Here is a 23,578-nt window from a genome sequence, read left to right on the forward strand (position 1 = left end):
CGGAAACGGGTGGGGGATCAGCGCAGCACGCCGGGCAGGCCGGGGGCCTGGTTGAGGCTGTTGCGCGACTTGATGTCGAAACTGCGTTGCTTCTTTTCTTCAGGGGTGGCGCTGACGCTGCCTTCCAGCTCGTAGAACAGCGAGCGGCCGCCGGCCAGTGCATCGGCCACGATGATGCGGGCCGAGGAGGAGGGCTGCAGGCGCACCTTGATGACGTCGGCCGACTCCGGGCCAATTGACAGCGCCGGGTTCGCGCTGAGCGTGCCAGCGGCTTCGTCGCCAACCTTCACCGCCAACGACACGCTGTCAAAGCGCATCGGCATGGAGCTGTAGTTGCGCAGCCGCAGTTCCACCTCCCAGTTGCCGTCATTGCCAACGCTCAACTGCTGGATGCTGGCGGCCGGTTCGGAAACGCGCTTGACCGGGCCATTGCCGCAGGCCGTGAGTACAAGGGCTAGCACCGCCATCAAGGCGTACTGGGGGCGAAAGCGCATGGGGCGTGGTCCTCGGTTCCTGAGCTTATCCACGGAGAATACTACGGCGTATGGCAGCTTGCTCGGTACAGGTATGCCAGATCGGCGGCCATGGCCATGGGATGGGGGAACCGGCGCGCAGATCCGTCGATTCAGGCAGGGGCAGGGGGTGCCGTCATTCGCGGCATTTTTTGGATTTATCCATGCGTTCATTCACGCGGCCGCCGCTTGCAGGCGCTATGGCGGCGGTCTGGCAGTTGTGGCGCTGTTCCGCCGGGGTTCGGGCGCTGGCCGCAGTTCAATCTTCGAACTGGCGGCACTGCGCGGCAAGCGCGCGGGTCCACTGCTGACGACGCGCTCGTCGGTGGGAGAGCAGCGGCGCAGTGTCCGGGCCAATGTTGGGCGGGTGCCGACGACCTTGCCGCCAGCTACCGCAGCGGAACGCGATGTTGCAGCACTGTCGCCGCAAGCCGAAGGACTGAGACGCACTGTCGCGTGATTGCAACCTCGGTTCGACGCGGGCTTCACCGCAGTATCGGCAATGTGATTGCGGAGCGATGTTGCTGGGTAGCCCATTGCTCCAGGGCGGCGGCCCGATCCCCTCCATCGGGTCACCGCTCGATTGCTGCGATGCATGCCGTGCAGCACTGCGCGGGCCATGGCGTCGTCAGCGCCAACTGGGCATCATGCCGAGGTACTCCTTGCGGACGCCTCGGCACCATGAGATTGCCCTTCAAACTTCTCGCCCTGATCGTTTGTGTTGTGGCCGCCGCCGCGGCAAGCGGTTGCGCGCAGCGCACTGCCGTCACCGAGCTCGCATCACCGTTGACGTCGATTGTGCCGATTCCACAGTCGATGCAGCCGGCAGCGGGTGAATTGCGCTTTTCCTCGATCAAGGTGGAAGCAGCGGCTGGCACGCCCCATGCCACACAGGCGCTGACGGAGCTGCTGGCGAGACTTGGCCTGAACGGATCAGGCGGAACATCGGTAACCATCCACCTGCAGCTGGTTGATGAGCCGGCATTGGGCGAGGAAGGCTATCGGCTGGTGATCGACGATGCCATCCGGCTCAGTGCGCGCACCGATGCAGGGTTGTTGCATGGCGCGCAGAGTCTGCGCCAGCTGCTGCCGACACAAAGCCAGGCCGAGTACAGGCTGGCGCAGCTGGCCATCCGTGATGTGCCCGCCTACCGCTGGCGCGGCGTCTCGCTGGATGTGGCGCGCAGCTTTCTGCCGGTGGAGTATCTGGAAAAACATATCGACCGCATGGCGCTGTTCAAGTTGAACCGCCTGCACCTGCATCTGACCGACGACCAAGGCTGGCGCATCGAGATCAAGCGCTACCCGAAGCTGGTGGAAATCGGCGGCCGCAGCGCGGTGGAAGGCGGACGTGCCGGTTACTACACACAGGATCAACTCAAACATCTGGTGGCCTATGCGCAAGCGCGCGGCGTCACCATCGTGCCGGAGATCGATATGCCGGGGCACGTGCAGGCGGCGCTGGCCTCCTACAACGAACTGGCCTGCTCGGATGTAAAGAACCTTTCCCCATATTCCGGGGTGGAGGTTGGCTTCAGTGTGTTCTGCCTGGAGAAGCCCGAGATCGTTTATCCCTTCGTCCGCAATGTGTTGGAAGAAGTGGTGGCGATCTTCCCGTCCCAGGAGATCCACATCGGCGGCGATGAGATCAAGGATCCGCTGTACGCCGATTTTGTCGCGCGCACTGCGGCGATGATGGATGAGATGGGGCGTACTCCCATCGTATGGGAAGAAGGCTCCGTGGCTGACATGAAGCCCAGCGCGATACTGCAGCTGTGGAATGACGGCTACGCCATCGATGCTGCGGTTGCCAAGGGTCATCCACTGATCCTGTCGCCTTGCTCCTATCTGTATATCGACCATGGCAATTATGCGGGCCAGCCCGGTGCTGATTGGTGCCGCGCGGAAGGCGTGCCGCTGAAGCGTCTTTACAGCTTCGACCCGGCGCCATTCAAGACGGCGGTTGGTATCGAGGCGGCGCTTTGGACTGAGTTCGTGCACACCGATGCGTCGGCGGATGAGCATCTATGGCCGCGCCTGGCTGCCGTAGCGGAGCTTGGCTGGAGCCCGGCGGGGCAGCGCAGCTATGCCGGTTTCGTACAACGCATGGGCGCTTTGCGTCCGCAGCTGGATGCGCTGGGCGTGCAGTACCACCCCGAGCCGGATCTGGGATGGGCGAAGCCCGAGTAATGCGGGCGAGGTGTGGCTATAGGAGCGCTTACCCGGGCTACGGTGCTTCTCGGCTTGAAGCCCCTCTCCCTTCGCGGGAGAGGGGTTGGGGAGAGGTACGCAGGTGAGGCCCCTGCCGAGCATGGCTCGGCACTACAGGTTGAGCCGAGGCTGCGCAGGTAAGGCCCTGCCGAGCATGGCTCGGCACTACAGGTTTAGCTGAGGGCTACGGTGCTTGTCGGCTTGAAGCCCTTCTCACTAGTAATCGAAACGCACGCGCAGGCCTACGGTGCGCGGGTCGTTCCAGTAGGCGCGGATGAAGCCGCCGGCATCGTCGGCCCAGTTCTTGGTCATCTTGTCGGTGGCGTTGAGCACGTACAGCTCGGCGCGCCAGAACGAGGGTGACTGCAGGCTCAGGCTGGCATCAACGGTGGCATAGGCCTTCTGGCCATCGGAGATGTGCGGGTTGTCGATGTTGCGCAGGGTGAAGTACATCTTGTCCTGCCACTTCACGTTCAACCACGGCACCAGCTCGTAACCATTGCCGAACTTGAAGGTGTGGGAGACGTTGACGCCGGCGGTGAACTTCGGCGTCATCGGCAGGTGGTTGCCGGTGATGTCGTAGATCTGGCGGCCGGCCAGGGTGGGATCCGGGCCGGTATACGGATCAGGGCAGGGCACGGCGCCGAATTCTTCGCGTACACCGCAGTTCCACTCATCGCTGAAGGTCGGGTAGTCCTTGATCTTGCTGTTGATGTACGAGAAGAAGCCGCCGATACGCGTGTTGGGAGTGGGCAGGTAGTCCACTTCCACTTCCAGGCCGGGGATGTTCACCGTGCCGACGTTCACCGTCTGCCACTTCTTGATCACATCGCAGGTCGGGTCCCAGTCCGGGCATGGTTCGTTGACGTGCACCTTGGCCGCATAGAAATCGCCGGTGACCTGCATGTCCTTGTAGCGACTGTAGAACGCAGTAACCGCCAGGCTCAGGCGCTTGTCCAGCAGCAGCCCCTTGTAGCCGATCTCCAGGTTGGTGATGGTTTCCGGCCTGTAGGGGAAGAAGGAATACTGCGGGCCTGCCGGGCCATCGAGGCAGTCCTTGCCGCCGCAGATATCGTCCTTGTCACCGAAGCCGCCGGCCTTGTAGCCGGTGGACAAGGAGGTGAACAGGATTTCGTCCTCGGACAGGTCCTTGGTCAGGCCCAGGCGCCAGGTGACCTTGCTCCATGACTCGGAGTGGGCGTTTTCGGCCGGCGGCCCCCACAGCTTGTAGGCATCAATGCCACCGAACGGACCCATCTGCTCGGTCAGGTCGCGGCCATTGTGCGGGCGGAAGCCAGGCTCGCCCGGCGTACCCGGGTTGTACAAGTCGTTGTAATACGCCGCCGAGGTGGCATCCCAACCGCCATACACCTGGCCGCCGCGATCAGTCTTGGAGTCGCGGCTGTAGCGCGCGCCCAGCGTGGCCGTCCAGGTTGGCGCGAAGTGCCAATCGGCCTGCGAGAAGATCGCCTTGGCATCTATCTGGCGATCGGGCTGGTGATAGAACTGGCTGATCGGAAAACCGTAGGGTGCGTTGACCAGCATTTCCTGCGCGTAGTTGATCGCGTTCTTCTCGCGCATCCAGAACAAACCGGAAACCAGGTTCAAGCGCTCGCCCTGATGCTTGAACTGCAGCTCGTGGACGAATGATTTGTATTGCGAGTCCAAAGTAATCGAGGTGTTGTCACGCACCGGCCAGACGCCCCAGTCGCCCTCTGCAGGTACCGGCAGAGTGGCGGTTACCTGCGAGGGGATCTCGTGATAGCCGCCATCATCGTCGGACATCTGGGAGCGTTTCTGGTTGGCGAAGGCCACGCTGTACTCGATGCTGTTGCTGTCGCTGAGGAACCAGTTGAGGTTGGACCGCACGGTGTCGATCGACATGTCGGTGCGGCCGGGCACGTTGATCTTCACGTCCCACTTGCCGCCTTCGCAGGCGAAGCGGGTGCCGGCAGCCTGGTCGCAGTCCTTTATCCCGACCTGGCCGGCACCGGAGTTCTGGAACTTCTCATAGGACAGCAGCCATTCGACATCGTCGGTGATGGCGAAGCGTGCGGCGATGCGCGCTGCCCACTCGTCGCGGTTGTAGTAGTAGTCCTTGCGCGAGACCTTGCGGTTGCGGCGCTGGTCCACATCAGGGATGCCGTCGGCGATGAAGCCGCGCTCGGGGATGTTCACATCGGTGAAATCCTGCTGCTGGTCGATCCAGCCATCGCGCTCAACCTTGGTGGCTGCAACACGCAGTGCGAAGCGTTCGCTGACCGCGAAGTTCTGGATCAGATTGAGCTGGCGCAGGTTGTAGCTGCCGAGCTCAAGCTCGGTGCTGCCGAAGGTGGAATCGAAGCGCGGCTTGGCCGGAATGATGTTGATGCTGCCGCCGGTGGAGTTGCGCCCGAACAAGGTGCCCTGCGGGCCGCGCAGTACTTCCACCTGGTCCACGTCGAACATCAGCGCCAGCGCGCCCTGCGGTCGCGGCGAGTACAGGCCGGCCACATGCAGGCCAACGGCAGGGTCGCCGATCTCGGTGAAGTTGTTGGCGCCGATGCCGCGGATGCTGACCTGCACGCCGGAGTCCGGGCCATTGGCAATCTGCAGGTTGGGCATGCTGCCGGACAGACCACGCACGTCGCGGATGCCTTCGCGGGTCAGTGCTTCCTGGGTGACGGCAGTGACGGTGACCGGCGTTTTCAGCAGATCGGATTCAACCCGGGTGGCGGACACACGCACCGTTTCCAGCGTGGTTTGGGCGTTACCGGTGCTGGGCTTCTGCTCTTCGTCCGTGTTGGTGGACTGCGCCAGCGCCGGCGCAGCCGCACAGCTGATCAATACCGCTGCCACCGCGGCGGCGATGCCGGTCGGTCGAACAGCGCTGGGATGCTTTCTCATTGTTGGCTCCTGGTTGTGCGGCGACTTGGGCCGGCAGGCCCGCGCGGTGGCTGTTGCGGTTGCCCGATCAGGGCGAGGCGGGGGTGTTCTTCCCGGAATACACAGTCTGGTTGCGCACCAGCGGCCTGGCCCAGGCGCTGACGCTGAGGATGTAGAGCAAGGGGATGAAGACCAGCGACATGCCTGCGCGCAGGCCCAGGTGGTCACCGACCACACCGATCAACAACGGCACGATGGCGCCACCGAGGATGCCGCTGCACAGGATTCCCGAGAACGCACCGTGGTGTTGGGTGACCGAGTTCAGGCCCAGCGAAAAGATCACCGAGAACATCACCGACAAGAAAAAGCCCGCAGCAGGAAAGGCCAACAGAGAGATGGCTGCCGGGCCGAAAAGGGCGAGTGCAAGGCAGGCAATGGCCAGCGTGGAGAAGATGGCCAATACCAGTTTGGAATCCAGCAGTTTCAGCAGCCCCAGCCCGGTCAGACAGCCCAGCGACATCAGGCCCCAGAAGCGGCTGACGGCGATGGCGCCTTGTTCGGTGGCCGACAGGCCGTGGTAGCTGTGCAGGAACTGCGACATCCAATTGGCGATGGATTGCTCGGTGCCGACATAGGCAACGATGGCCAGGAAGAACAGGCGCACATCGCGGCGACGCAGCAGGCTACGGTATACCGCGCGGCTGCCTGCGCGCTCATCGTCTTTGAGTTGCACGGAGGGCAGTGGCAATTTGTAGTTGAGCAGGGCCAGCAGCACAAAAGCCGCTGCGAAGTACCAATAGAAGGCCAGCCAGGCCAGCGGCTGCCCCTGCACGTCCGGGCGCTGCATGTACAGCCGGAATCCCAAGGGGCTGAGGAAGGACGCCAGGCCGAACACCAGCTGCGCCATCACCGAATAGAACGCGAAATGCTGCTCGCCGGCAGCGGTGCGCATCAACGGATTTATCACCACCTGCAGCAGTGCCATACCCAGGCCGATGACGAACAGGCCAGCAACGACCGAGACATAGCCGGGCATTACGGCGATGGCCATGGCACCGATGAAATTCAATGCGAAGGCGGTAAAGAGAGTGAAACGGGTGCCGCGGACCTCGATCAGCATGCCGCCGGGTATCGAGATCAAACCGTAGGCGAGAAAGAACGAGAACGGCATGAAGCCGGCCATGGTCAGGCTCAGCTTGAAATCCTGGATGGCGATCGGCATCAGCGGCCCGATCAGATTGGTGATGAAGGAGATGGCGAACCAGATCAGGAGGATGTAGCTGATGATCAACGGCCGGTGCGTCATGGTCGTGGCTCCGGGGTCAGGGATACGACTGCAGGCAATGGGAGAGCTCGCCCGCCGCGATGCTCTTGCGAGGGAAGCGCGGCAGGATTGCTGCAGCGGTGCGGCAACCCGCAGCCAGTGCGTCGAGCAGGTTGGCGTGGTTCAAGGATGCCGCCAGGTAACCGGTGTTGAAGCTGTCGCCGGCGCCGACGGTGTCGAAGATGTCGGCGGCCGCCACACCGGTGTAGTGGGTGCTATGGCCGTTGACCTGGCCCAGTGCGCCGGCAGCGCCCAGCTTGACGATCAGGTGGGCGCCGGGCTTGAGCAGGCGGGCTACCTGTTGCACTGCCGGCTCCAGTTGCTGGTGGCCGGCGATGCTCATCGTTTCAAGTTCGTTGAGCAGCAGATGGTCGCAATGCGCCAGCCAGCCTTCGACTTCCTCAAGTACCTGCGGGGTCCAGCCCTCGGGCGGCCAGCCGGTATCCAGCGCAACCTGATAGCCACGGGCCGACGCCTCGACCAGCAGTTCGCAGAACTGCGCGCGCAGGTTGGGCAGCAGGAAGGGCGCGGTGAACAAGGCGATGCTGCCCGCCGCTGCCTGCGGCAGGTGTGCAAGAACAAAGGCCGGGGTCAGGTGCTGCAGATGCCCGCAACTGGTGAAGAAGGTGCGCTCGCCATCGGCGTGCAACAGCCCCACCGACATGGTGGTGTCGCTGGCGCAGCTCTGCAGTTCGACATCGATGCCGGCCAGCTGCAGCAGCAGCCACTGGGCGAGGTCGTCGTCGCCGATTGCACCAATCAGGCGTGGGCTCAGCCCGAGATGGCGGGCGGCCAGTGCCGAATTCGCCGCTGAGCCACCGGCGCGCAGCTCACTGCGGGGCAGCAGCTGCTCGGTACCGATCTCGGGCCAACGGCTCAGCGTGCCCAGGACCAAGTCCACGCTGACGTCGCCGATGATGCTGAACTTGGGCTGATCGTTGCTCATGGGGCGACTATAGTCACCCCAATTTGAGCCTGTCAATAAAAATATCCAGTGGAAGTTTAATTAAATTCGGCGGCCGCCAGCTCCCGCGCGGTGGCCGAGCAGCTCGGCGGCCTGGGCCTCGCCCTGATCGTCCCGCTGGACCCCTTCCAGACGCGGCGACAGCAGTTCATGGATGGGCAGGACCGCCGCGCCAAGCAGCGAACAATCCTCCTCGCGCAGCGAGATCATGATGCGCGGCAGTTCGGGCTGCGGGCGGCCACGGACCGAGCGATGCAGCGGCTGGGCAAGTTCGACCAGGCGCTGCACCAGCTTTTGCGGGGCCGAGCCACCAATGACGATGGTCTGTGGATCGAGCAGGTTCTCGATCATGCAGATGGCATCGCGCAGGCGCTGGGCTGCCTGCAGGCACCATTGCTGCAGTGCTTGGTCGTTGGGGTCGTCCAGGCGGCTGAGCAGGTCCGATGTGCGTATCTGCCCGTCATCCATGCCCAGCGCCTCGGCCAGCGAGTGCAGCGAGAGGTAACGTTCCAGGCAGCCCTGGTTGCCGCAGTAGCAGGGCGTGCCACCGGGAACGACCGGCACATGGCCGATCTCGGTGGCGTTGCCGTCGGCGCCGCGGTAGGTGTTGCGGCCGACAATCAGCGAGCCGCCCAGGCCCACGCTCAGGTGCAGGTAGAAGAAGTTGTCCAGGTGCCGGGCCACGCCGTACAGGGTTTCACCGAGCGCGCCGGCGACGCTGTCCACGCTGTGGAACAGCGGCAGGCCGGTGGCTTCCTGCAATTGGTCGAGGATGGACAAATCCTTCCAGCCTTCCAGCGCGGTGGGGCCGACAAAGCTCAGCTCGGTATCGCCGAGCGGGCCGGGCAGGGCCACGCCTATGCCCCACAGCCGGGCGCTGGCCTGGCGGCGCAGGCTGGCGACCAGTTCCAGCAGGCCGGCGAGCAACTGCGCGCGATCGCAGCCCTGCAGGCGCACTTCGCAACGGGCATCGATCTGCCCCACCAGATTGACCAGTGCGCCGGAGGCGCGGCCAGGCTCAAGGCTGATGCCGATGGATTGACCGGCGTCCGGGTTGATCTCGAAGGCAATGGGCGGCTGACCGCGGGTTTTCAGGTCCTTCTGCCGGCGCGAGACGATCAGGCCGATGGACTCCAGCTCATTGGTGATGTTGGCCACCGTCTGCGGGCTGAGCGAAACCTTTTCCTGGATGTCCTTGCGTGACGCTGCGCCGTGCTGGCGGATGAAATCCAGGACAAGGCGACGGTTATAGGGGGCGCTGGACTGCTGGGTGGCGCCACGGCCGATATTCATAGGCATTGAAACCGATTGAACGTGGGGATAGGGGAGGTGGAACAGGTGCCTGTATTATTCATACATCCACGTGAAGTATTTATTGACGCGGAATGACCGGATGGCTAAGTTTCGTTTCCTAGTCTATCCGGAACCGTGCAGATGCCTCCTTTGTCGCATTCCCGCAAGACCAGCGTCCAGCTTTGCGCCGCAATGGCCCTGGCCCTGTCCAGTTTGCTGCCGGTGGCAGCCGCCGCCCCGGCCGAGGAGCCCGCCAAGACCACCGTATCGGTGAGCCTGCCGGCCGAGCCCTTGCTGGTGCAGATCAACCAGGTGGCACTGGAGCGGCGCGGGCCCAAGCTGGCGGTCGTCGAGTCTGTGGGTGCGGCTAGCGCTGGCACCTATACGCTGCTGCGCGATGGTCAGCCGCTGCGCAGCGGTGATCTGCAGCCGCTGCCGGGTTTTTCCGAATGGGGCGCTGGCAAACAGTACTTCCGCATTGATTTCAGCGATGCCGAGCAGGCCGGCCAGTACCAGCTGGACGTGCAGGTGGGGCAGCAGCATGTGCGCTCGGCGCCGGTGACGGTAGCTGACAACGCGGTGTTCGCCACGACAGGCGCACAGCTGCTTGGCTACTTCCAGCGCAGCCGCCATACCGATGCCGCCGACCGCGACCTGCGCATCTTCCAGACCTCGCGCAAGGTGGATGTCTGGGGTGGTTGGCAGGACGCCGGTGGCGACAAGGGCAAATACCTGTCCCATCTGGGTTATGCCAATCACTTCAATCCGCAGCAGGCATCGATGGCGGCGTGGGTGCTGGCCTACGGGGCACATGCGCGTGCAGGCCTGTTTGCCGCACACGGGCTGCAGAAGCAGGTGGAGGACGAGGCGTTCTGGGGCGCGGACTACCTGCACCGCATTCTCGATGCGGACGGCTATTTCTATACGACGGTGTTCGACCAGTGGGGCACGCCAGGTGTCGAACGCATGGTCACCGGTTATGAGGGCGCGGCCGGAACCTACACCACGCTCTATCGTTCCGCATTCCGCGCCGGCGGTGGCATGGCCATCGCCGCCTTGGCGCGGGCATCGATGCTGGTCAAGGCATCCGGACGGCAGGGGGAGTTCAGTGCCGCGCAATACCTGGCAGATGCCGAGCGCGCCTATGCACACCTGCAGCAGTTCAATCCGCAGTACTGCGCCGACGGCAAGGAAAACATCATCGATGACTACACTGCGTTGATGGCGCTGGTGGAACTGCACAATGCCACGGGCCATTCGCGCTACCTGCAGGATGCGCGCAAACGCGCCGCCAGCTTGTTGGCGCGCCAGCAGGCCGATGGTGGCTTCATCAGTGATGGTGGCAGCCGCCCCTACTACCATGCAGCCGAAGCCGGCCTGCCGGTGATCAGCCTGTCCGCGTATGTGGATATCGAGACGCAGCCTGCGGAACGTGAGCGGGCGCTGGCGGCAATCGGCTCGGCACTTGCGCACGAACTGGCGATCACCGGTTCGGTTGCCAATCCATATGGCTACGCCCGGCAGCGCTTCCAGTTGGCCCAGGATGGCAAGGCGGCAGGGGAGGTGCTGGAAGGCTTCTTCATACCGCACCGCAATGAAACCGGCTATTGGTGGCAGGGCGAGAGCGCCCGCCTGGCATCGTTGGGCGCCGCGATGGTGATAGGCGGCCGCAAGCTGGCGGCCGAAGGCAAGGCGGGCTACGGCTTGTCAGCGGCGCGTGCAGGCTACGCACAGGATCAGATCGACTGGACGCTGGGACGCAACCCCTACGGCATCTCGATGCTCTACGGTTTTGGCCAGAAGAACCCGCCGACCGTGCTGGAGAGCGCAGGCGAAATGTTCGTCGGCGGCATCTCTAACGGCATCACCGGCGCGCCCGGTAGCGATGTTGGCGCTGGCATCAGCTTCGCCCCCGGACCCGACTCGGAGCAGTGGCGCTGGGTAGAGCAGTGGATTCCGCACACCACCTGGATGTTGTTTGCGGCTATGACGATGAGTGAGGGTTGAGGGTGTTGCTGTCAGTGCGGGGATGTCTTTCAACGGCATTGCCGCGCTAGGTGAAACGGTGCAGCTGATGCATGATCGCGAGGGCGGCGGCCCGATTCCTCCATCGGGTCGTCGCTTTTTTTTGGCTGGGCAGGGTGATTGCGTGACGCGGCAGCCGCTCGCCAGTGGCTGTCCTCCTACGGATCTCAATGTCAGCAGTCATTGAGTATGCGAGCGTTGCGATTCGGTAATGGCAAGGCAGGTTTACCGATGAATTGTCATGAGCAGAAAAGCGCGATTGCATCATCTGGAGCGTGTTGCCAGTCGCCCCAGGAGGCGCTGTGCCGAATGGCACTGTCAGCTGAAATGGTGGCCTGTTCACTATGAGGCGTCCGTTGTCCTGAAGCATTTTCCTCGCGATCTTCCGCGTTGCGAATGGCTGGACGAGGACCTCGTTTTGATCACCTCCTCATGTCCAGGATCAGCTATGACTTCCTTCATGCGACGCAGCGCGATTGGCTCCCCTCGGCGTTCGACTCATCCGCGGCGCTTCGTGTTTGCAATGCTGTTTGCGCTTGGGCTTCCGCTGAGCGCCAGTGCGCTGGCTGAAAGTAAGTTGGATCCCATCCTCGCTGCGGCGATGGAAGGGACGCAGACGCCCGCAATGGCAATGCTGGTCATCCGTGACGGCCAGATAAAGCAGCAATCTGCGCGCGGTGTGCGGCGCAACGACGGCGCCGTCGCGGTGCAGTTGGACGACGTATGGCTGATGGGCTCCACGGGTAAACCCATGACCAGTGCGCTGATTGCGCGCTTGGTGGAGCAGGGCGTGCTGGACTGGAACGCGCCGCTGTCGCGCGTGCTTCCTGACCTGTTGAAAATCGACCCCGCTTATCGCAACGTGACCTTGGTGCAGTTGTTGTCGCATCGCGCTGGGCTGCCGGAGAACCTGGCTGATGTTGCCGCCCTGGATGCGTACTTCACCGATACCCGGGCGCTGCCGGTACAGCGTGAAGCCTACATCCGCGCTGCGTTGCAGGAAGCGCCAGTCAATGTTCCGGGCACTGAGTTTGCTTACAGCAACAGCGGCTTCCTGATCGCAGCGGTTATTGCCGAGCGCGCTACCGGTATCTCGTTTGAAAATCTGATGCAGCGCGAGGTATTCGAACCCTTGGGGATGGACGGTGCAGGTTTCGGCCCTACGCCCTCCGGTCAGCCGCAAGGACATCGCGCCGGCAAGCCGGTCACCACGGCGCCGCGTAAGTCGGACGATGGCGTGCCGGCCATGTATACGCCGGCCGGCAACATGCATATGCGCTTGCAGGATATGGCCAAGTTCGTCATCGACCAGATGGAGGGCAGTCGCGGCAAAGGTAAGCTGTTGAGTGAGGCGTCCTATCGCTTGATGCAGACCCCGCAGAGTGGAAGTCCCTCGGCGATGGACTGGGGTGTGCAGCCATCGATCGCCGGGCGTAAAGGGCCGGCGCTGACCCATGGCGGCTCTGATGGCAATTGGCTTGCCTGGGTGGCCTTGTTCCCGGAAACCGGCAACGGCCTGATCGCTATAGCCAATGCAGCCGAAGACATGGGTGCGGACAAGGCAACGATGGGCGCGATGGGTGCGGTGTTCCCGGAGTTGGCGCCAGCCGCTGCGGCCGCGACACCAGCAAAGTAGGTCGCTTGTACCTGGGGGCGTGTGGTCCGAGTAGCTCGCGCGCAGCCCAGTGGCATATGCGGTGCTGTTGATGAAGGTGCGACGGCGCGTGGCAATTCGCGACCGACGCCGTCTCGGCTGGATAACGGAAGCCAGCCGGAAAGGGCGCTGGCGATCCAGTGGCGAAGGTGCTGATGTCGCGCTATGCTCGGTTCACCGTGGGGCGGTAGCTCAGCTGGGAGAGCGTCGCGTTCGCAATGCGAAGGTCGGGAGTTCGATCCTCCTCCGCTCCACCAAGTCTTCAAACAAAGAGCCGCGTCGGATGATGCGGCTCTTTGCGTTTGTGCGCTGGTTGCGGGTGGTTTGATCAAATTTTCGCCAGGTGTTGCTGCCGCTCTCTGGCGCGCAACCTCGGCCGCACAAGGCATTTCAAGGAATTTTCAGTGGATGTGAAAATTTTTGTGAAATTGGCTTGCCGAAATCGAAATAGCTCCGTAATATACGCCTCCTCGACGGCATCAACGCCGACGAAAACAAAACAAAGTGGCCGAGTAGCTCAGTTGGTAGAGCAGGGGATTGAAAATCCCCGTGTCGGCGGTTCGATTCCGTCCTCGGCCACCAAAATTTCAAGGGTTCGCAGAAATGCGAGCCCTTTTTTGTTGTCTGTTTGCACCGGATCTGCACCGGCTGCGATTGTGGTGGTGCTTTGGGTTTGCGGTTGTGGGAGCGGCGTAAGCCGCGAAGCTGGGATTGGTGAGGTTGCTTTGCGAGCTTGCGATCTTATGGATCTTTTGTTTCGCGGCTCACGCCGCTCCCACAAAGCCGGATCGGTGCGTTCTTTGGTGTTTTTTTGCCGAGCATGGCTCGGCACTACATTGCGAACGGCAGTCGTCGTAACACCGGCGGCAGCAGTTTTTACCGCAGGCCGGTGAGGGCTGTTGATTGGTGCTTTGTGTTTGCGGTTCAGGTGCGGCGTTGGCCGCGGAGCTGGGATTGGCTAGGTTGCTTTGCGAGCTTGCGATCTCATGGATCGTTTGTTTCGCAGCTTACGCCGCTCCTACAAAACCAGGTCGGTGCGTTCTTTGGTGGTTTTTTGCCGAGCATGGCTCGGCACTACATTTGATGCGGGCCCCGAACTGGTCGGAGCCCGCTGTTGCTCAGGTGTTGGGCAGCAGTGGCCGCAGCACCGGTTCCAGCTGTTCCTGACGCCAGCCGGCCAGTGCGGTTGGCCAGTTGCCGCTTTCCAGCAGGGCCTCCAGGTGCTTGCGCGAGGCCAGCAGGCCCTCGGGCAGTTCCAGCTCGGCGCTGCGCTTGCTCACTGCGTCCTGCAGGCGCTTGATGGTGTTCTTGTTGCCATCGGTGGCCTGCAGCGCCATTGGTGCATCCGCTTCGTCGGCAAGCGGGGTGTTCAGTGCTTCCCACAGCGACTGCGCAAGCTTGCGCGGGGCCTTGGGGAAGCGGCCGAACAGCTTGAGCATGCTGTCGTAGTCCGCGGGCGGGTTGCGTGCCAGCAGGTTGGCCAGCTCGTTGTCCAGAATCCAGCTGCGCGGCTTGTCGCTGCTGCGTGCCTGTTGGTCACGCCAACGCAGCAGGCGCAGCAGGCGCAGCTGTGCGTCGCGCTCCAGTACCTGCGAGGAGCGCATCGACAGGTGCGGCCAAAGCTCGCCTTCGTCGCCTTCAACGCTGGCCAGCAGGCGCTCGCCGTCGTCCTGCAGCCATTGCAGGCGGTTTGCCGCCTGCAGCTTGGCACTGATGGTGTCGTGCAGGGCGAACAGGTATTCCACGTCGTCGGCGGCGTATTCCAGCTGTGCCTCGCTGAGCGGGCGCTTGAGCCAGTCGGAACGGGTCTCGCCCTTGGGCAGGGTGACGCCGGTGATCTCGGCCACCAGCTTCTGGTAGCCCATGCCGCCGCCGATGCCGGCCAGCGCGGCACCGATCTGGGTGTCGAACAGCGGCCGCGGCAGGGCGTCGCAGGCGCACTTGAAGGCCACCAGATCTTCGCTGGCGCTGTGCATGATCTTGGTGATCGAGGTGTCGGTCAGCCAGGGTTTCAGTGCTTCGCACATGCCGGGTATCAGCGGGTCGATCAGCAGGATTTCGTCGCCGACCGCCATCTGCACCAGGGCCAGCTGCGGCCAATAGGTGCGTTCGCGGATGAATTCGGTGTCCAGCCCGATGCGGGTCGGGCGCTGGCGGTAGCGTTCTTCCAACTCCGCCGGGTGTTTGATCCAGTAAGCCACGTAGGGTTCCGTCAACTGCAGGGTTTGCTCAGGCAGGCGAGAATAGCCTAACGTCGGGCCGCTCCCGGAGAAGTGTGCAAGGTCATGGAGGCGTTTTTGGGTAAAACCGGCCAATTGTTGGGTCTGGCGGCGCTGTTTGGGGTGCTGGCCGGGTGTAGCGGCAGTGCGCCTTCGGCCGCGCCAAATGCGGAGCCTGCAAAGAATCCAACGCTGGTTCAGCGGCTGGAAGCGCGCGCCGAGGCCCGTGCTGAAGCCAAGGCCGAAGCGGCGGCCGCTGCCAAGGCGAAGGCCGCAACGCCCGATCCTGCGCCGCAGGTGGAAAGCATCGCCCTGCCGGTCTGGAATGCGCCGGAAGTGAGCCTGCAACCCGACGAGCTGGCCGAGGCGCGCAAGGCCGCTGACAAGGCCTTGGCCGAGGACAGGCTGTACCGCGATGCCGAGGATGCGATTCCGCTGTACCTGGCGATCCTGGCCCTGCAGCCGCAGGACCAGGCCGCGCAGCGCGGGCTGGACAAGGCCCGGCAGCGCCTGCGTGCGCAGGCCACGGCCTTGATGGCCCAACCCGAAAACCAGCGCCAGGCGCTGGCCCAGGCGGCCGAAATCGCCGGCGTGGCGGTGGCCCTGGCGCCGGAAGGCAAGGCCGAGCAGGCCTTGCAGCAGCGCATCGCGGTGGCGCGGCGGCTGCTGGCGTTGAATCGGGCTGGCGAGCAGGCCCTGCGCCAGCACCAGTTTGGCGAGGACGGCGGCGGGGCGCAGGCGGCATTCCGCGAAGTGCTGGCTACCGACCCGCTCAACAGCCGGGCGAGACAGGGTCTGGCGGCAGTGGAAAGTGGTTTGATCCGCCGCGCCGAGTACTCCGCCGCGGTGGACTCGGATTTCGATGCTGCCGCGCGCTGGCTGGACAAGGCCACCACCATCCGTGGCGAGGCGGTGACCCTGAAGGACGCGCGGGCGCGCATCGAGAACATCCGCATCGCCCAGCTGGATGCCCTGCGTGAAGGCGGTCTGCGCGATCTGGTGTCCTCGAAGGGGCTGAAGGACGCCCAGCTGAAGCTGTCCCAGGCCGAACGCATTGCGTTGCCCGGTGACCGCACCGTGGCCCTGCTGCGTGAACGCATCGCGCTGGTCACCCATTACGGCAGCTTCCGTCCGGGCCAGGTGTTCAGCGATGCGCTGGCCGATGGCAGCCGCGGGCCCCAGATGGTGGTGGTGCCGTATGGCAGCTTCCAGATGGGCGCGACCGAGGGCGAGATCGGCAGCAGCGACGCCGAGCGGCCGCAGCATCAGGTGCGCTTCGAGCGCGGTTTTGCGATGTCGATCACCGAAGTGACCGTGGCCGACTTCCGTCGCTTCGTCGAAGCGGCCAAGGCGCGCCCGCGCGCTACCCGGCGCGGCCATTCCATTGTCTATGACGAGCGCAGCGGCAATTTCATCCGCCGCAGCGGGGTGGATTGGCAGTCCGATTACAACGGCGCCAAGGCCGCGCCCAACAGCCCGGTGATGCATGTCAGCGTGCGTGATGCCGAGGCATACGCTACCTGGTTGTCCGAGCAGACCGGGCGCTATTACCGGTTGCCCAGTGAGTCGGAGTTTGAATATGCGCTGCGTGCGGGCAGCCAGGGACGCTATCCGTGGGGGCGCTCGATGACGCCGCCGGAGAACAGTGGCAACTTCACCGGCAGCCTGGATGTGTCACCCAGCGGCCGCCATTGGAACAATGCTTTCATCGGCTACGGTGACGGTTTCTGGGGGACGGCGCCGGTGGCGATGTTCCGCGCCAATGCCTGGGGGCTGCACGATGTCAGCGGCAATGTCAGCGAGTGGGTAGCCGACTGCTGGCACGCCAGCTACCGGCGTGCGCCGGCCGATGGTGCGGCCTGGTACAACCCGGGCTGCCGGCAGCGGGTGATCCGCGGCGGCAACTGGGCCAATGCGCCGGAGCAGACCCGCGCGGCATGGCGGCAGTCACAGGACTCGGACGTCACCTCCGCGCGCATCGGTTTCCGCCTGGTGCGCGGAATTTGACCTTGCCGCGGCGTACGCTAGCGTTACCATCGGCCACGGCCAGCCCGGCCCAGACGGAATCCAACCATGCGACAAGATCCTTTCGGTAACCAAGGCAACGGCGGCCAACGGCGGCGTGGTGGCGGCCTGTTCGGCAATATCCGTTGGGTGATCCTGCTGGGCTTCGCGGTGTACGGCGGTTGCTATTACTTCGGCAATCGTTCGGTGGACCCGTATACCGGCGAGAAAGTGCTGATCGACAGCTCGCTCAATGCCAGTGAAGAGAAGGCGATGGGCCTGCAGGCCTACCAGGAGATCCTGGCGCAGGAGCGTCCGGTCGACCCGAATTCGCAGATCGCCCGCCAGGTACGTGAGATCGCCAGCCGCCTGATTGCCAAGGTGGATGTGGTGGAGACCTCGTTGGCGCAGGAGCATGGCCTGCAGCCACAGCATTTCGCCAAGGATTTCGAGTGGGACGTGAACGTCCTGCAGTCCGATGAAGCCAATGCCTTCTGCCTGCCGGGCGGCAAGATGGCGGTCTATACCGGCTTGATTCCGGTCGCGCAGAACGCCGATGCGCTGGCGGTGGTGATGGGTCACGAAATCGCCCACGCGCTGCTTCGCCACGGCGCCCAGCGCATGGCCCAGCAGAAGCTGACCCAGATCGGGCAGATGGCCGGCGCTGCCAGTGGCATGGACGTGCAGCAGCAACAGATGATGATGTCGGCCATGGGTTATGGCTATCTGCTGCCGTATGCGCGTTCGCATGAAACCCAGGCCGATGAAGTGGGGCTGATGCTCGCCGCAGCAGCCTGTTTCAACCCGGAAGAAGCGGTGCCGCTGTGGCAGCGCATGAGCCAGGCCAGTGGTGGCCAGGCACCGCCGGAGTTCTCCTCCACCCATCCCAATCCCGGTACCCGCATCCAGAACCTGCAGGCGCTGATGCCCAAGGCAATGGAGTACCGGCAGCGCTATTGCACGGCAGGGGCGGCGGCTCGCTAGCAAGCGCGTTGACGCATTGCACAAGCACGTAACGAACGCCGGTGGATGCTCGCCGGCGTTCTCTTTTTTGTCAGAGGTTGCAGATGCGACGTGCTGCGCTATTGGCGCTGGGGGTGTTGCTGATCATGGTGGTGGTCAGCTGCGTCTGGCCTCTGCATGCCGGTCACATGGATGCCGACCGCTATGGCCGCGTGCAGCTGCTTGAGCCGGCATCAGCTCCGCGCGGGCTGGTTATTTATTTCGCCGACCCGCTGTTGCCGCGAGCGCAGCGGCAGCAGTTTGCCAAACAGTTGGCGCAGGCCGGTGCATGGGTGGCCGTGGTGGATGCGGCGCGCTACCGGCAGCAACTGCGCAAGGGCAATGGCAGTTGCCGGGCAATGGCCGATGATGCGGCCCTGCTCACCCAGAAGCTGCTCAAGCGCGAGCGTGCGGACCAGTTTTTCCTGCCGGTCTTGCTGGGCCAGGGCAACAGCGCCGGGCTGGTCCGCGACAGCGCCGCTGGCGCCGCGCCGGGGGAGTTTGCAGCGGCGCTGGTGACCACGGACGATGCATCGGCCGGCACCCGTGCCTGCAAGGGCGCTACCGCAGCCGTGCAGGTCAGGCAGATGGCAGAACCGGCGTTACTTGATGCCTTGCCAGCCGTGCTCGATGCCGCGCCGGCGCAAGGCCTTGCCATGCTGCCCTTGGTGGAGATGCCGGTGGCCGGCAGCAAGCGGCTGGTGGTGCTGATATCCGGCGATGGCGGCTGGCGTGACCTGGACAAGGGACTGGCACATGAACTCAACCAACGTGGTATTTCCGTGGTCGGCTGGAACAGCCTGCGCTACTTCTGGAAAGAGCGGACGGCGGCGCAGCTGGGTGGCGACCTGGACAGCGTCGTGCGCAGCTATCGGCAGCGTTGGCAGGCCGATGACGTGGCGTTGGTTGGCTATTCCTTCGGCGCCGATGTATTGCCGTTTGCCTATCCGCTGCTGAGCGAACCGCAACGTCGTTCGGTGCGTTTGGTGTCGCTGCTTGGGCTTGCCCACGGTGCAGCATTTGAAGTGCGGGTGGGCGGCTGGCTGGGGTGGTTCCGTGCGCAGGAGGTACCGGTGCAGCCGGCCTTGGCGGGCCTGCAGCCGGTCGCACAGCAATGCATCTACGGAGTGGACGAGAAGGACAGCCTGTGCCGGGACCTGCAGGGCGATGCGCGCATGCAGGTGGTTGAACGCCCCGGCGGACATCACTTCGACCGCGACCCAGCCAAGCTGGCGCAGATCATCGTCGAACGCTGGGATGCGCTGCCGGCTCAGCCCTGAGTGGGGTCGCCGTTGGCCGGTGTGCCGTCAACGTGTTCCACCCGCAGCTGCAGCTCACCTTCGGACAGGCGCGCGCGCAGCTGTTCGCCGGGCTTGACCTGCGCGGCGGAGCGCACCAGCGCCCCGTCTTCCACCCGGGTCAGGATGGAATAGCCGCGCGCCACCGTCGCCAACGGGCTTACCGCTTCCAGCGAACGGGCAATGCCGCGCAGGCGCAGGGCATCGCCCTGCAGCTGACGGGTCATGGCCGCGTGCGCGCGCGGTGCCAGCGTCGCCAGTTTCTCAGCCAAGGCACTCAAACGCCGCTGTGGCTGGTTGCCACGCAGCCCGGTGGCGGCGTGGGCCAGGCGCGCAGTGCGGCGTTCCAGCTGTTGCCGCCATTGTGATTGCAGGCGCGCGAAGGCGGCCTGCTGGCGATGTTCGAGCAGGCTCAGGCGCGCCTGCGGGCTGTGCGCCTGCAGGCGCAGCGCGGCGCGGTCGGCACGTTGCATGGCCTGGCCCAGTGCATGCACCTGCAGTTGATTCAGGCGTTGCGCCAGCCGGCGTACGCGCAGGGCCAGGTCACGCTGGTCGGGTACCAGCAGTTCGGCGGCCACCGACGGCGTTGGTGCGCGCAGATCGGCGGCGAAGTCGGTCAGGCTGAAATCGGTCTCGTGGCCCACCGCCGACACCACCGGCGTCTTGCTGGCGGCAACCGCGCGCGCCAGCTGTTCGTCGTTGAAGGCCCACAGGTCTTCCAGCGAACCGCCGCCACGGGTCAGCAGGATCACATCGTAGCGGCCACTGGCATCGGCCTGACGCAGCAGGGAGGTGATCTGCGGTGCAGCGGTGGCGCCCTGTACCAGCGAAGGCAGCAGCTCCACTTCCAGCATCGGGAAACGCCGCTCCAGCACGCTCAGTACATCGCGCACGGCCGCGCCGCTGGGCGAGGTGATCACCGCCAGCCGCTGCACGTGTGCGGGCATTGGCCGCTTGCGTGCAGGGTCGAACAGCCCCTCCGCTTCGAGCCGCGCCTTGAGCTCGTCGTACGCGCGACGCAACGCGCCTTCGCCGGCTTCTTCCATATGATCAAGGATCAGCTGGTAATCGCCGCGTGCCTCGTACAGGGTCAGCCGGCCACGCACCAGCACGCGCATGCCTTCGCGCGGAATGAATTTCAGCCATTGGCTCTTGGGCTTGAACATCGCCGCGCGGACCTGCGCGCGCGCATCCTTCAGGGTGAAATACAGATGCCCGGAAGCGGGGCGGCTGACGCCGCCGAGCTCACCTTCCACCCACACCAGCGGAAACGCGCTTTCCAGCAGATCGCGCGCCAGGGTGTTGAGCTGGTTGGGGGTGAGGATGTCGTTGCTGGAGGCCATTATTGAACTGCTTTTGCCATTGGGGCGCCCGCCAAGCTTGAAGACGCTGGCGGACTGTCGGTCACTATCTTACGGGAGCGCCGCAGGGAGTCGAATAAATCGAGGCGGGGTGCCGCGACTGGTCGGATCCGGTGATGGATGGTTGTTGCCGAACAGCGGTGCTCGGTTGTGAACGCACACCCCGCCGCACTGAATTCGGTTGATGGGGCTCGGCACGCGGGTTGCGCCACGCATGTGGTTCGCAATCGTGCGTGTTGACCGTGCCGTGAAGGCGTTGCAGCTACGGTTTGGACGCGTCGCCGGCATGCCGCTGCAGGGCCCATTGCACATGCTCGCGGACCACATCCGAGGGATGCGCTTGACGCGTTAGCAATGCCTGCTGCACGGCAGGCGAGGGTGCTGCATTGCCCAGCGCCACGGCGATATTGCGCAACCAGCGCTCGTGGCCGCTGCGGCGGATCGGGCTGCCTTCGGTGCGGCGCAGGAACTCGTCCTCTTCCCAGGCGAACAGTTCGGGCAGGGTGGCGGTATCCAGGTTGTTGCGGGCGCGGAAATCCGGCTCGTCGGTGCGTTGGGCGAACTTGTTCCACGGGCAGACCAGCTGGCAGTCGTCGCAACCGTAGATGCGGTTGCCCATCAGCGGGCGCATGTCCAACGGGATGGCGCCTTCGTGCTCGATGGTCAGGTAGGAGATGCAGCGGCGTGCATCCAGCCGGTGCGGGGCGATGATGGCGGCGGTGGGGCAGACATCGATGCAGCGCGTGCAGCTACCGCAATGTGCGGTGGCAGGCACATCCACCGGCAATGGCAGGTCGACATAGATCTCGCCTAGGAAGAACCACGAGCCGCCGTTGCGATCGATCAGACAGGTGTGTTTGCCGATCCAACCCAGTCCGGCGTTACGCGCCAATGCACGTTCCAGTACCGGCGCCGAGTCGACGAAAACGCGGTAACCAAACGGGCCGATTTCGCTGCCGATACGCTCGGCCAGCTTCTGCAACCGGTTGCGCATCAACTTGTGGTAATCGCGGCCCAGCGCATAACGCGCCACATAAGCACGCTCGCTGTCATTCAAGGTCGCCCAGGCTTCGGTATCGTCCTTGTGGCCGTAATCCAGACCGACCGAAATCACCCGCAGCGTGCCCGGCAGCAGTTCCTGTGGGCGTGCCCGCAAGGTGCCGTGGCGGGCCATCCATTCCATCGTCCCGTACAGGCCTTTGCCCAGCCAGTCGGCCAGGTGCGCTTCATCCTCGCCCAGCTCGATGCCGCTGACCCCACAGCGCTGGAAGCCTGCCTCGCGGGCAAGCTGGCGGATGCGCAGCGACAACTGCGCCGGATTTGCGGCGGTAACGGCTTCAGACATGGCGCAAGTATAGAATTGCCAGCATGTCAGAGCCCGTCGAACTGTTCGATATCGCCGCTGCCCGCCAGATTGATGGGCAAGCGACCGCCGCCCTGGGCGGCGACGCGTATGTACTGATGCAGCGTGCCGGCCACGCCGCGTGGCAGACCGCGCTGCAGTATTGGCCACAGGCGCGACGCATCGTGGTGGTCTGCGGGCCGGGCAACAACGGCGGCGATGGCTATGTTCTTGCCCGTCATGCCCGCCAATCCGGGCGCGAGGTAAGCGTGCTGCACCTGCCCGATGCCTCGCCGCGCACGCCCTTGGCGCAGCGCGCCTGCACCGATTACCTGGCCGTTGGCGGCCACGTCGAGATCACGCCCGGTTGCCTGCAGCAGGCCGATCTGATTGTCGATGCTCTGTATGGCATCGGTTTCAGCCGCGCGCCGCAGGCCGAAGACGCGGCGCTGATCGAGGCGATAAACGCGGCCGCAGCACCGGTGTTTGCCTTGGATGTGCCCAGCGGCGTTGATGCCCTCACGGGCAACGTGCCCGGTGCGGCCGTACGTGCGCAGCGCGTCTTGCAGTTCATCGTGGCCCACCAGGGCCTGCATACGGGGGCGGCGCTTGAACATGCCGCACAGCGGCTGCTGGCCACGCTGGACGTGCCGCCGGTGGCATTGGACGGAGTGAAGGCCAGCGCGCTGCGCTGGGCCGGGCCGCAATTGACGGCACGGCTGCCGCCGCGTCGGCTCAATACCCATAAGGGTGAATCCGGACACGTGCTGTGTGTGGGCGGCAACCACGGCAGCGGCGGTGCAGTGATGCTCAGTGCCGAGGCCGCGCTGCGCAGTGGCGCCGGCTTGTGCAGCGTGGCGACCCGCGCGCTGCACGTGGCACCGCTGTTGGCGCGTTGCCCCGAGGCGATGGTGCAGGCGGTGGATAGTTCCGAGGACTTCGCGCCGCTGCTGGCGCGTGCCGGCGTCATTGCGCTGGGGCCGGGTCTGGGCCAGGACGACTGGGCGCAGGCGCTGTGGTCGGTGGCGCTGGCCAGTGGCAAGCCGCTGGTGCTTGATGCCGATGGCCTGAACCTGCTCGCGGCCGCTCCTAGGCCGCTGCCGCAGGCCATTCTCACCCCGCATCCGGGCGAGGCCGCGCGCCTGCTCGATACCGATACCGCCAGCATCCAGCGCGATCGTTTTGCCGCCGCCCATGCTTTGGCAGCGCGCTATGCGGCGGTTGTCGTGCTGAAGGGAGCGGGCAGCGTGATCGCCGCGCCGGGGCAGCTGCCGCGAGTGCTTGCCGCCGGCAACCCCGGCATGGCGGTCGGCGGCATGGGCGACCTGCTGACCGGCGCCATCGCGGCGCTGCGCGCGCAGGGCCTGTCGCCATTCGATGCCGCCAGTACCGGTGCCCTGCTGCACAGCCTCGCCGGTGATGCCGCAGCGGCCGAAGGTGAGCGCGGGCTGTTGCCGCGCGATCTATTGCCGCACCTGCGCGTCCTTGCCAATCCATAATGTGC

At 64.6% G+C, this 23,578-nt stretch carries 15 protein-coding genes and 2 tRNA genes; 9 read left to right on the forward strand and 8 right to left on the reverse strand.

The window, feature by feature from the left end; translation table 11 throughout:
* Positions 1–17: 17 nt before the first annotated feature.
* Entirely contained in the window at positions 18–494 is a 477-nt protein-coding gene (locus tag ABE493_RS05100; protein ID WP_346497885.1) for an LEA type 2 family protein, read from the reverse strand.
* A gap of 804 nt (positions 495–1,298) precedes the next feature.
* On the opposite strand from ABE493_RS05100, the gene ABE493_RS05105 reads away from it, so the two are divergent.
* Complete coding sequence (locus ABE493_RS05105) at positions 1,299–2,702, forward strand: beta-N-acetylhexosaminidase (protein WP_346497886.1); 1,404 nt, start codon at positions 1,299–1,301, stop codon at positions 2,700–2,702.
* Between the two features lie 237 nt (positions 2,703–2,939).
* Here ABE493_RS05105 and ABE493_RS05110 read toward each other — a convergent pair whose 3' ends face one another.
* The 4 genes from ABE493_RS05110 to ABE493_RS05125 form a co-directional block, all read right to left on the reverse strand.
* Positions 2,940–5,609, reverse strand: a complete 2,670-nt coding sequence (locus ABE493_RS05110) for a TonB-dependent receptor (RefSeq protein ID WP_346497887.1) — start codon at positions 5,607–5,609, stop codon at positions 2,940–2,942.
* A 67-nt stretch (positions 5,610–5,676) separates the two neighbouring features.
* The gene (locus ABE493_RS05115; RefSeq protein WP_346497888.1) at positions 5,677–6,894 is read right to left on the reverse strand and encodes an MFS transporter; all 1,218 of its coding nucleotides are present in this window, start codon (positions 6,892–6,894) and stop codon (positions 5,677–5,679) included.
* A gap of 16 nt (positions 6,895–6,910) precedes the next feature.
* Positions 6,911–7,858, reverse strand: a complete 948-nt coding sequence (locus ABE493_RS05120) for a carbohydrate kinase family protein (RefSeq protein WP_346497889.1) — start codon at positions 7,856–7,858, stop codon at positions 6,911–6,913.
* Between the two features lie 60 nt (positions 7,859–7,918).
* Positions 7,919–9,169: an ROK family transcriptional regulator gene (locus ABE493_RS05125; protein WP_346497890.1), complete on the reverse strand. Its 1,251-nt coding sequence runs from the start codon at positions 9,167–9,169 to the stop codon at positions 7,919–7,921.
* 192 nt (positions 9,170–9,361) lie between these two features.
* Here ABE493_RS05125 and ABE493_RS05130 point away from each other — a divergent pair, with 192 nt between their 5' ends.
* The 4 genes from ABE493_RS05130 to ABE493_RS05145 all read left to right on the forward strand — a co-directional run bounded on the left by ABE493_RS05130 (position 9,362) and on the right by ABE493_RS05145 (position 13,430).
* Entirely contained in the window at positions 9,362–11,176 is a 1,815-nt protein-coding gene (locus ABE493_RS05130) for a glycoside hydrolase family 9 protein (RefSeq protein WP_346497891.1), read from the forward strand.
* A gap of 541 nt (positions 11,177–11,717) precedes the next feature.
* Positions 11,718–12,830, forward strand: coding sequence for a serine hydrolase domain-containing protein (locus tag ABE493_RS05135; RefSeq protein WP_346497892.1), 1,113 nt, complete (start codon positions 11,718–11,720; stop codon positions 12,828–12,830).
* Between the two features lie 199 nt (positions 12,831–13,029).
* Positions 13,030–13,105, forward strand: a tRNA-Ala gene (locus ABE493_RS05140).
* Between the two features lie 249 nt (positions 13,106–13,354).
* A tRNA-Phe gene (locus ABE493_RS05145) sits at positions 13,355–13,430 on the forward strand.
* A gap of 536 nt (positions 13,431–13,966) precedes the next feature.
* Here the strand turns inward: ABE493_RS05145 and rnd are convergent.
* Positions 13,967–15,049, reverse strand: coding sequence for a ribonuclease D (gene rnd / locus ABE493_RS05150; RefSeq protein ID WP_346497893.1), 1,083 nt, complete (start codon positions 15,047–15,049; stop codon positions 13,967–13,969).
* Positions 15,050–15,133: 84 nt separating this feature from the next.
* On the opposite strand from rnd, the gene ABE493_RS05155 reads away from it, so the two are divergent.
* The 3 genes from ABE493_RS05155 (at position 15,134) to ABE493_RS05165 (ending at position 19,353) form a co-directional block, all read left to right on the forward strand.
* Positions 15,134–17,074 carry a formylglycine-generating enzyme family protein gene (locus tag ABE493_RS05155; RefSeq protein WP_346497894.1) on the forward strand — a complete coding sequence of 647 codons (1,941 nt, stop codon included), beginning with the start codon at positions 15,134–15,136 and terminating at the stop codon, positions 17,072–17,074.
* A gap of 66 nt (positions 17,075–17,140) precedes the next feature.
* Complete coding sequence (locus ABE493_RS05160; RefSeq protein WP_346497895.1) at positions 17,141–18,055, forward strand: M48 family metallopeptidase; 915 nt, start codon at positions 17,141–17,143, stop codon at positions 18,053–18,055.
* A gap of 83 nt (positions 18,056–18,138) precedes the next feature.
* Positions 18,139–19,353, forward strand: coding sequence for a virulence factor family protein (locus ABE493_RS05165; protein ID WP_346497896.1), 1,215 nt, complete (start codon positions 18,139–18,141; stop codon positions 19,351–19,353).
* Here the strand turns inward: ABE493_RS05165 and xseA are convergent.
* Together xseA and queG are read right to left on the reverse strand one after the other, a co-directional pair.
* The gene (gene xseA / locus ABE493_RS05170) at positions 19,344–20,714 is read right to left on the reverse strand and encodes an exodeoxyribonuclease VII large subunit (RefSeq protein ID WP_346497897.1); all 1,371 of its coding nucleotides are present in this window, start codon (positions 20,712–20,714) and stop codon (positions 19,344–19,346) included. The two genes, ABE493_RS05165 and xseA, sit on opposite strands and share 10 nt — an antisense overlap.
* Positions 20,715–20,994: 280 nt before the next feature.
* Complete coding sequence (queG, locus tag ABE493_RS05175; protein ID WP_346497898.1) at positions 20,995–22,077, reverse strand: tRNA epoxyqueuosine(34) reductase QueG; 1,083 nt, start codon at positions 22,075–22,077, stop codon at positions 20,995–20,997.
* Positions 22,078–22,100: 23 nt separating this feature from the next.
* Here queG and ABE493_RS05180 point away from each other — a divergent pair, with 23 nt between their 5' ends.
* Positions 22,101–23,573 (forward strand): NAD(P)H-hydrate dehydratase, encoded by a 1,473-nt coding sequence (locus ABE493_RS05180; RefSeq protein WP_346497899.1) that lies wholly within the window; start codon positions 22,101–22,103, stop codon positions 23,571–23,573.
* Positions 23,574–23,578 lie beyond the last annotated feature (5 nt).

The sequence above is a fragment of the Stenotrophomonas terrae genome (assembly GCF_039674165.1).
GTDB lineage: Bacteria > Pseudomonadota > Gammaproteobacteria > Xanthomonadales > Xanthomonadaceae > Stenotrophomonas > Stenotrophomonas terrae_A.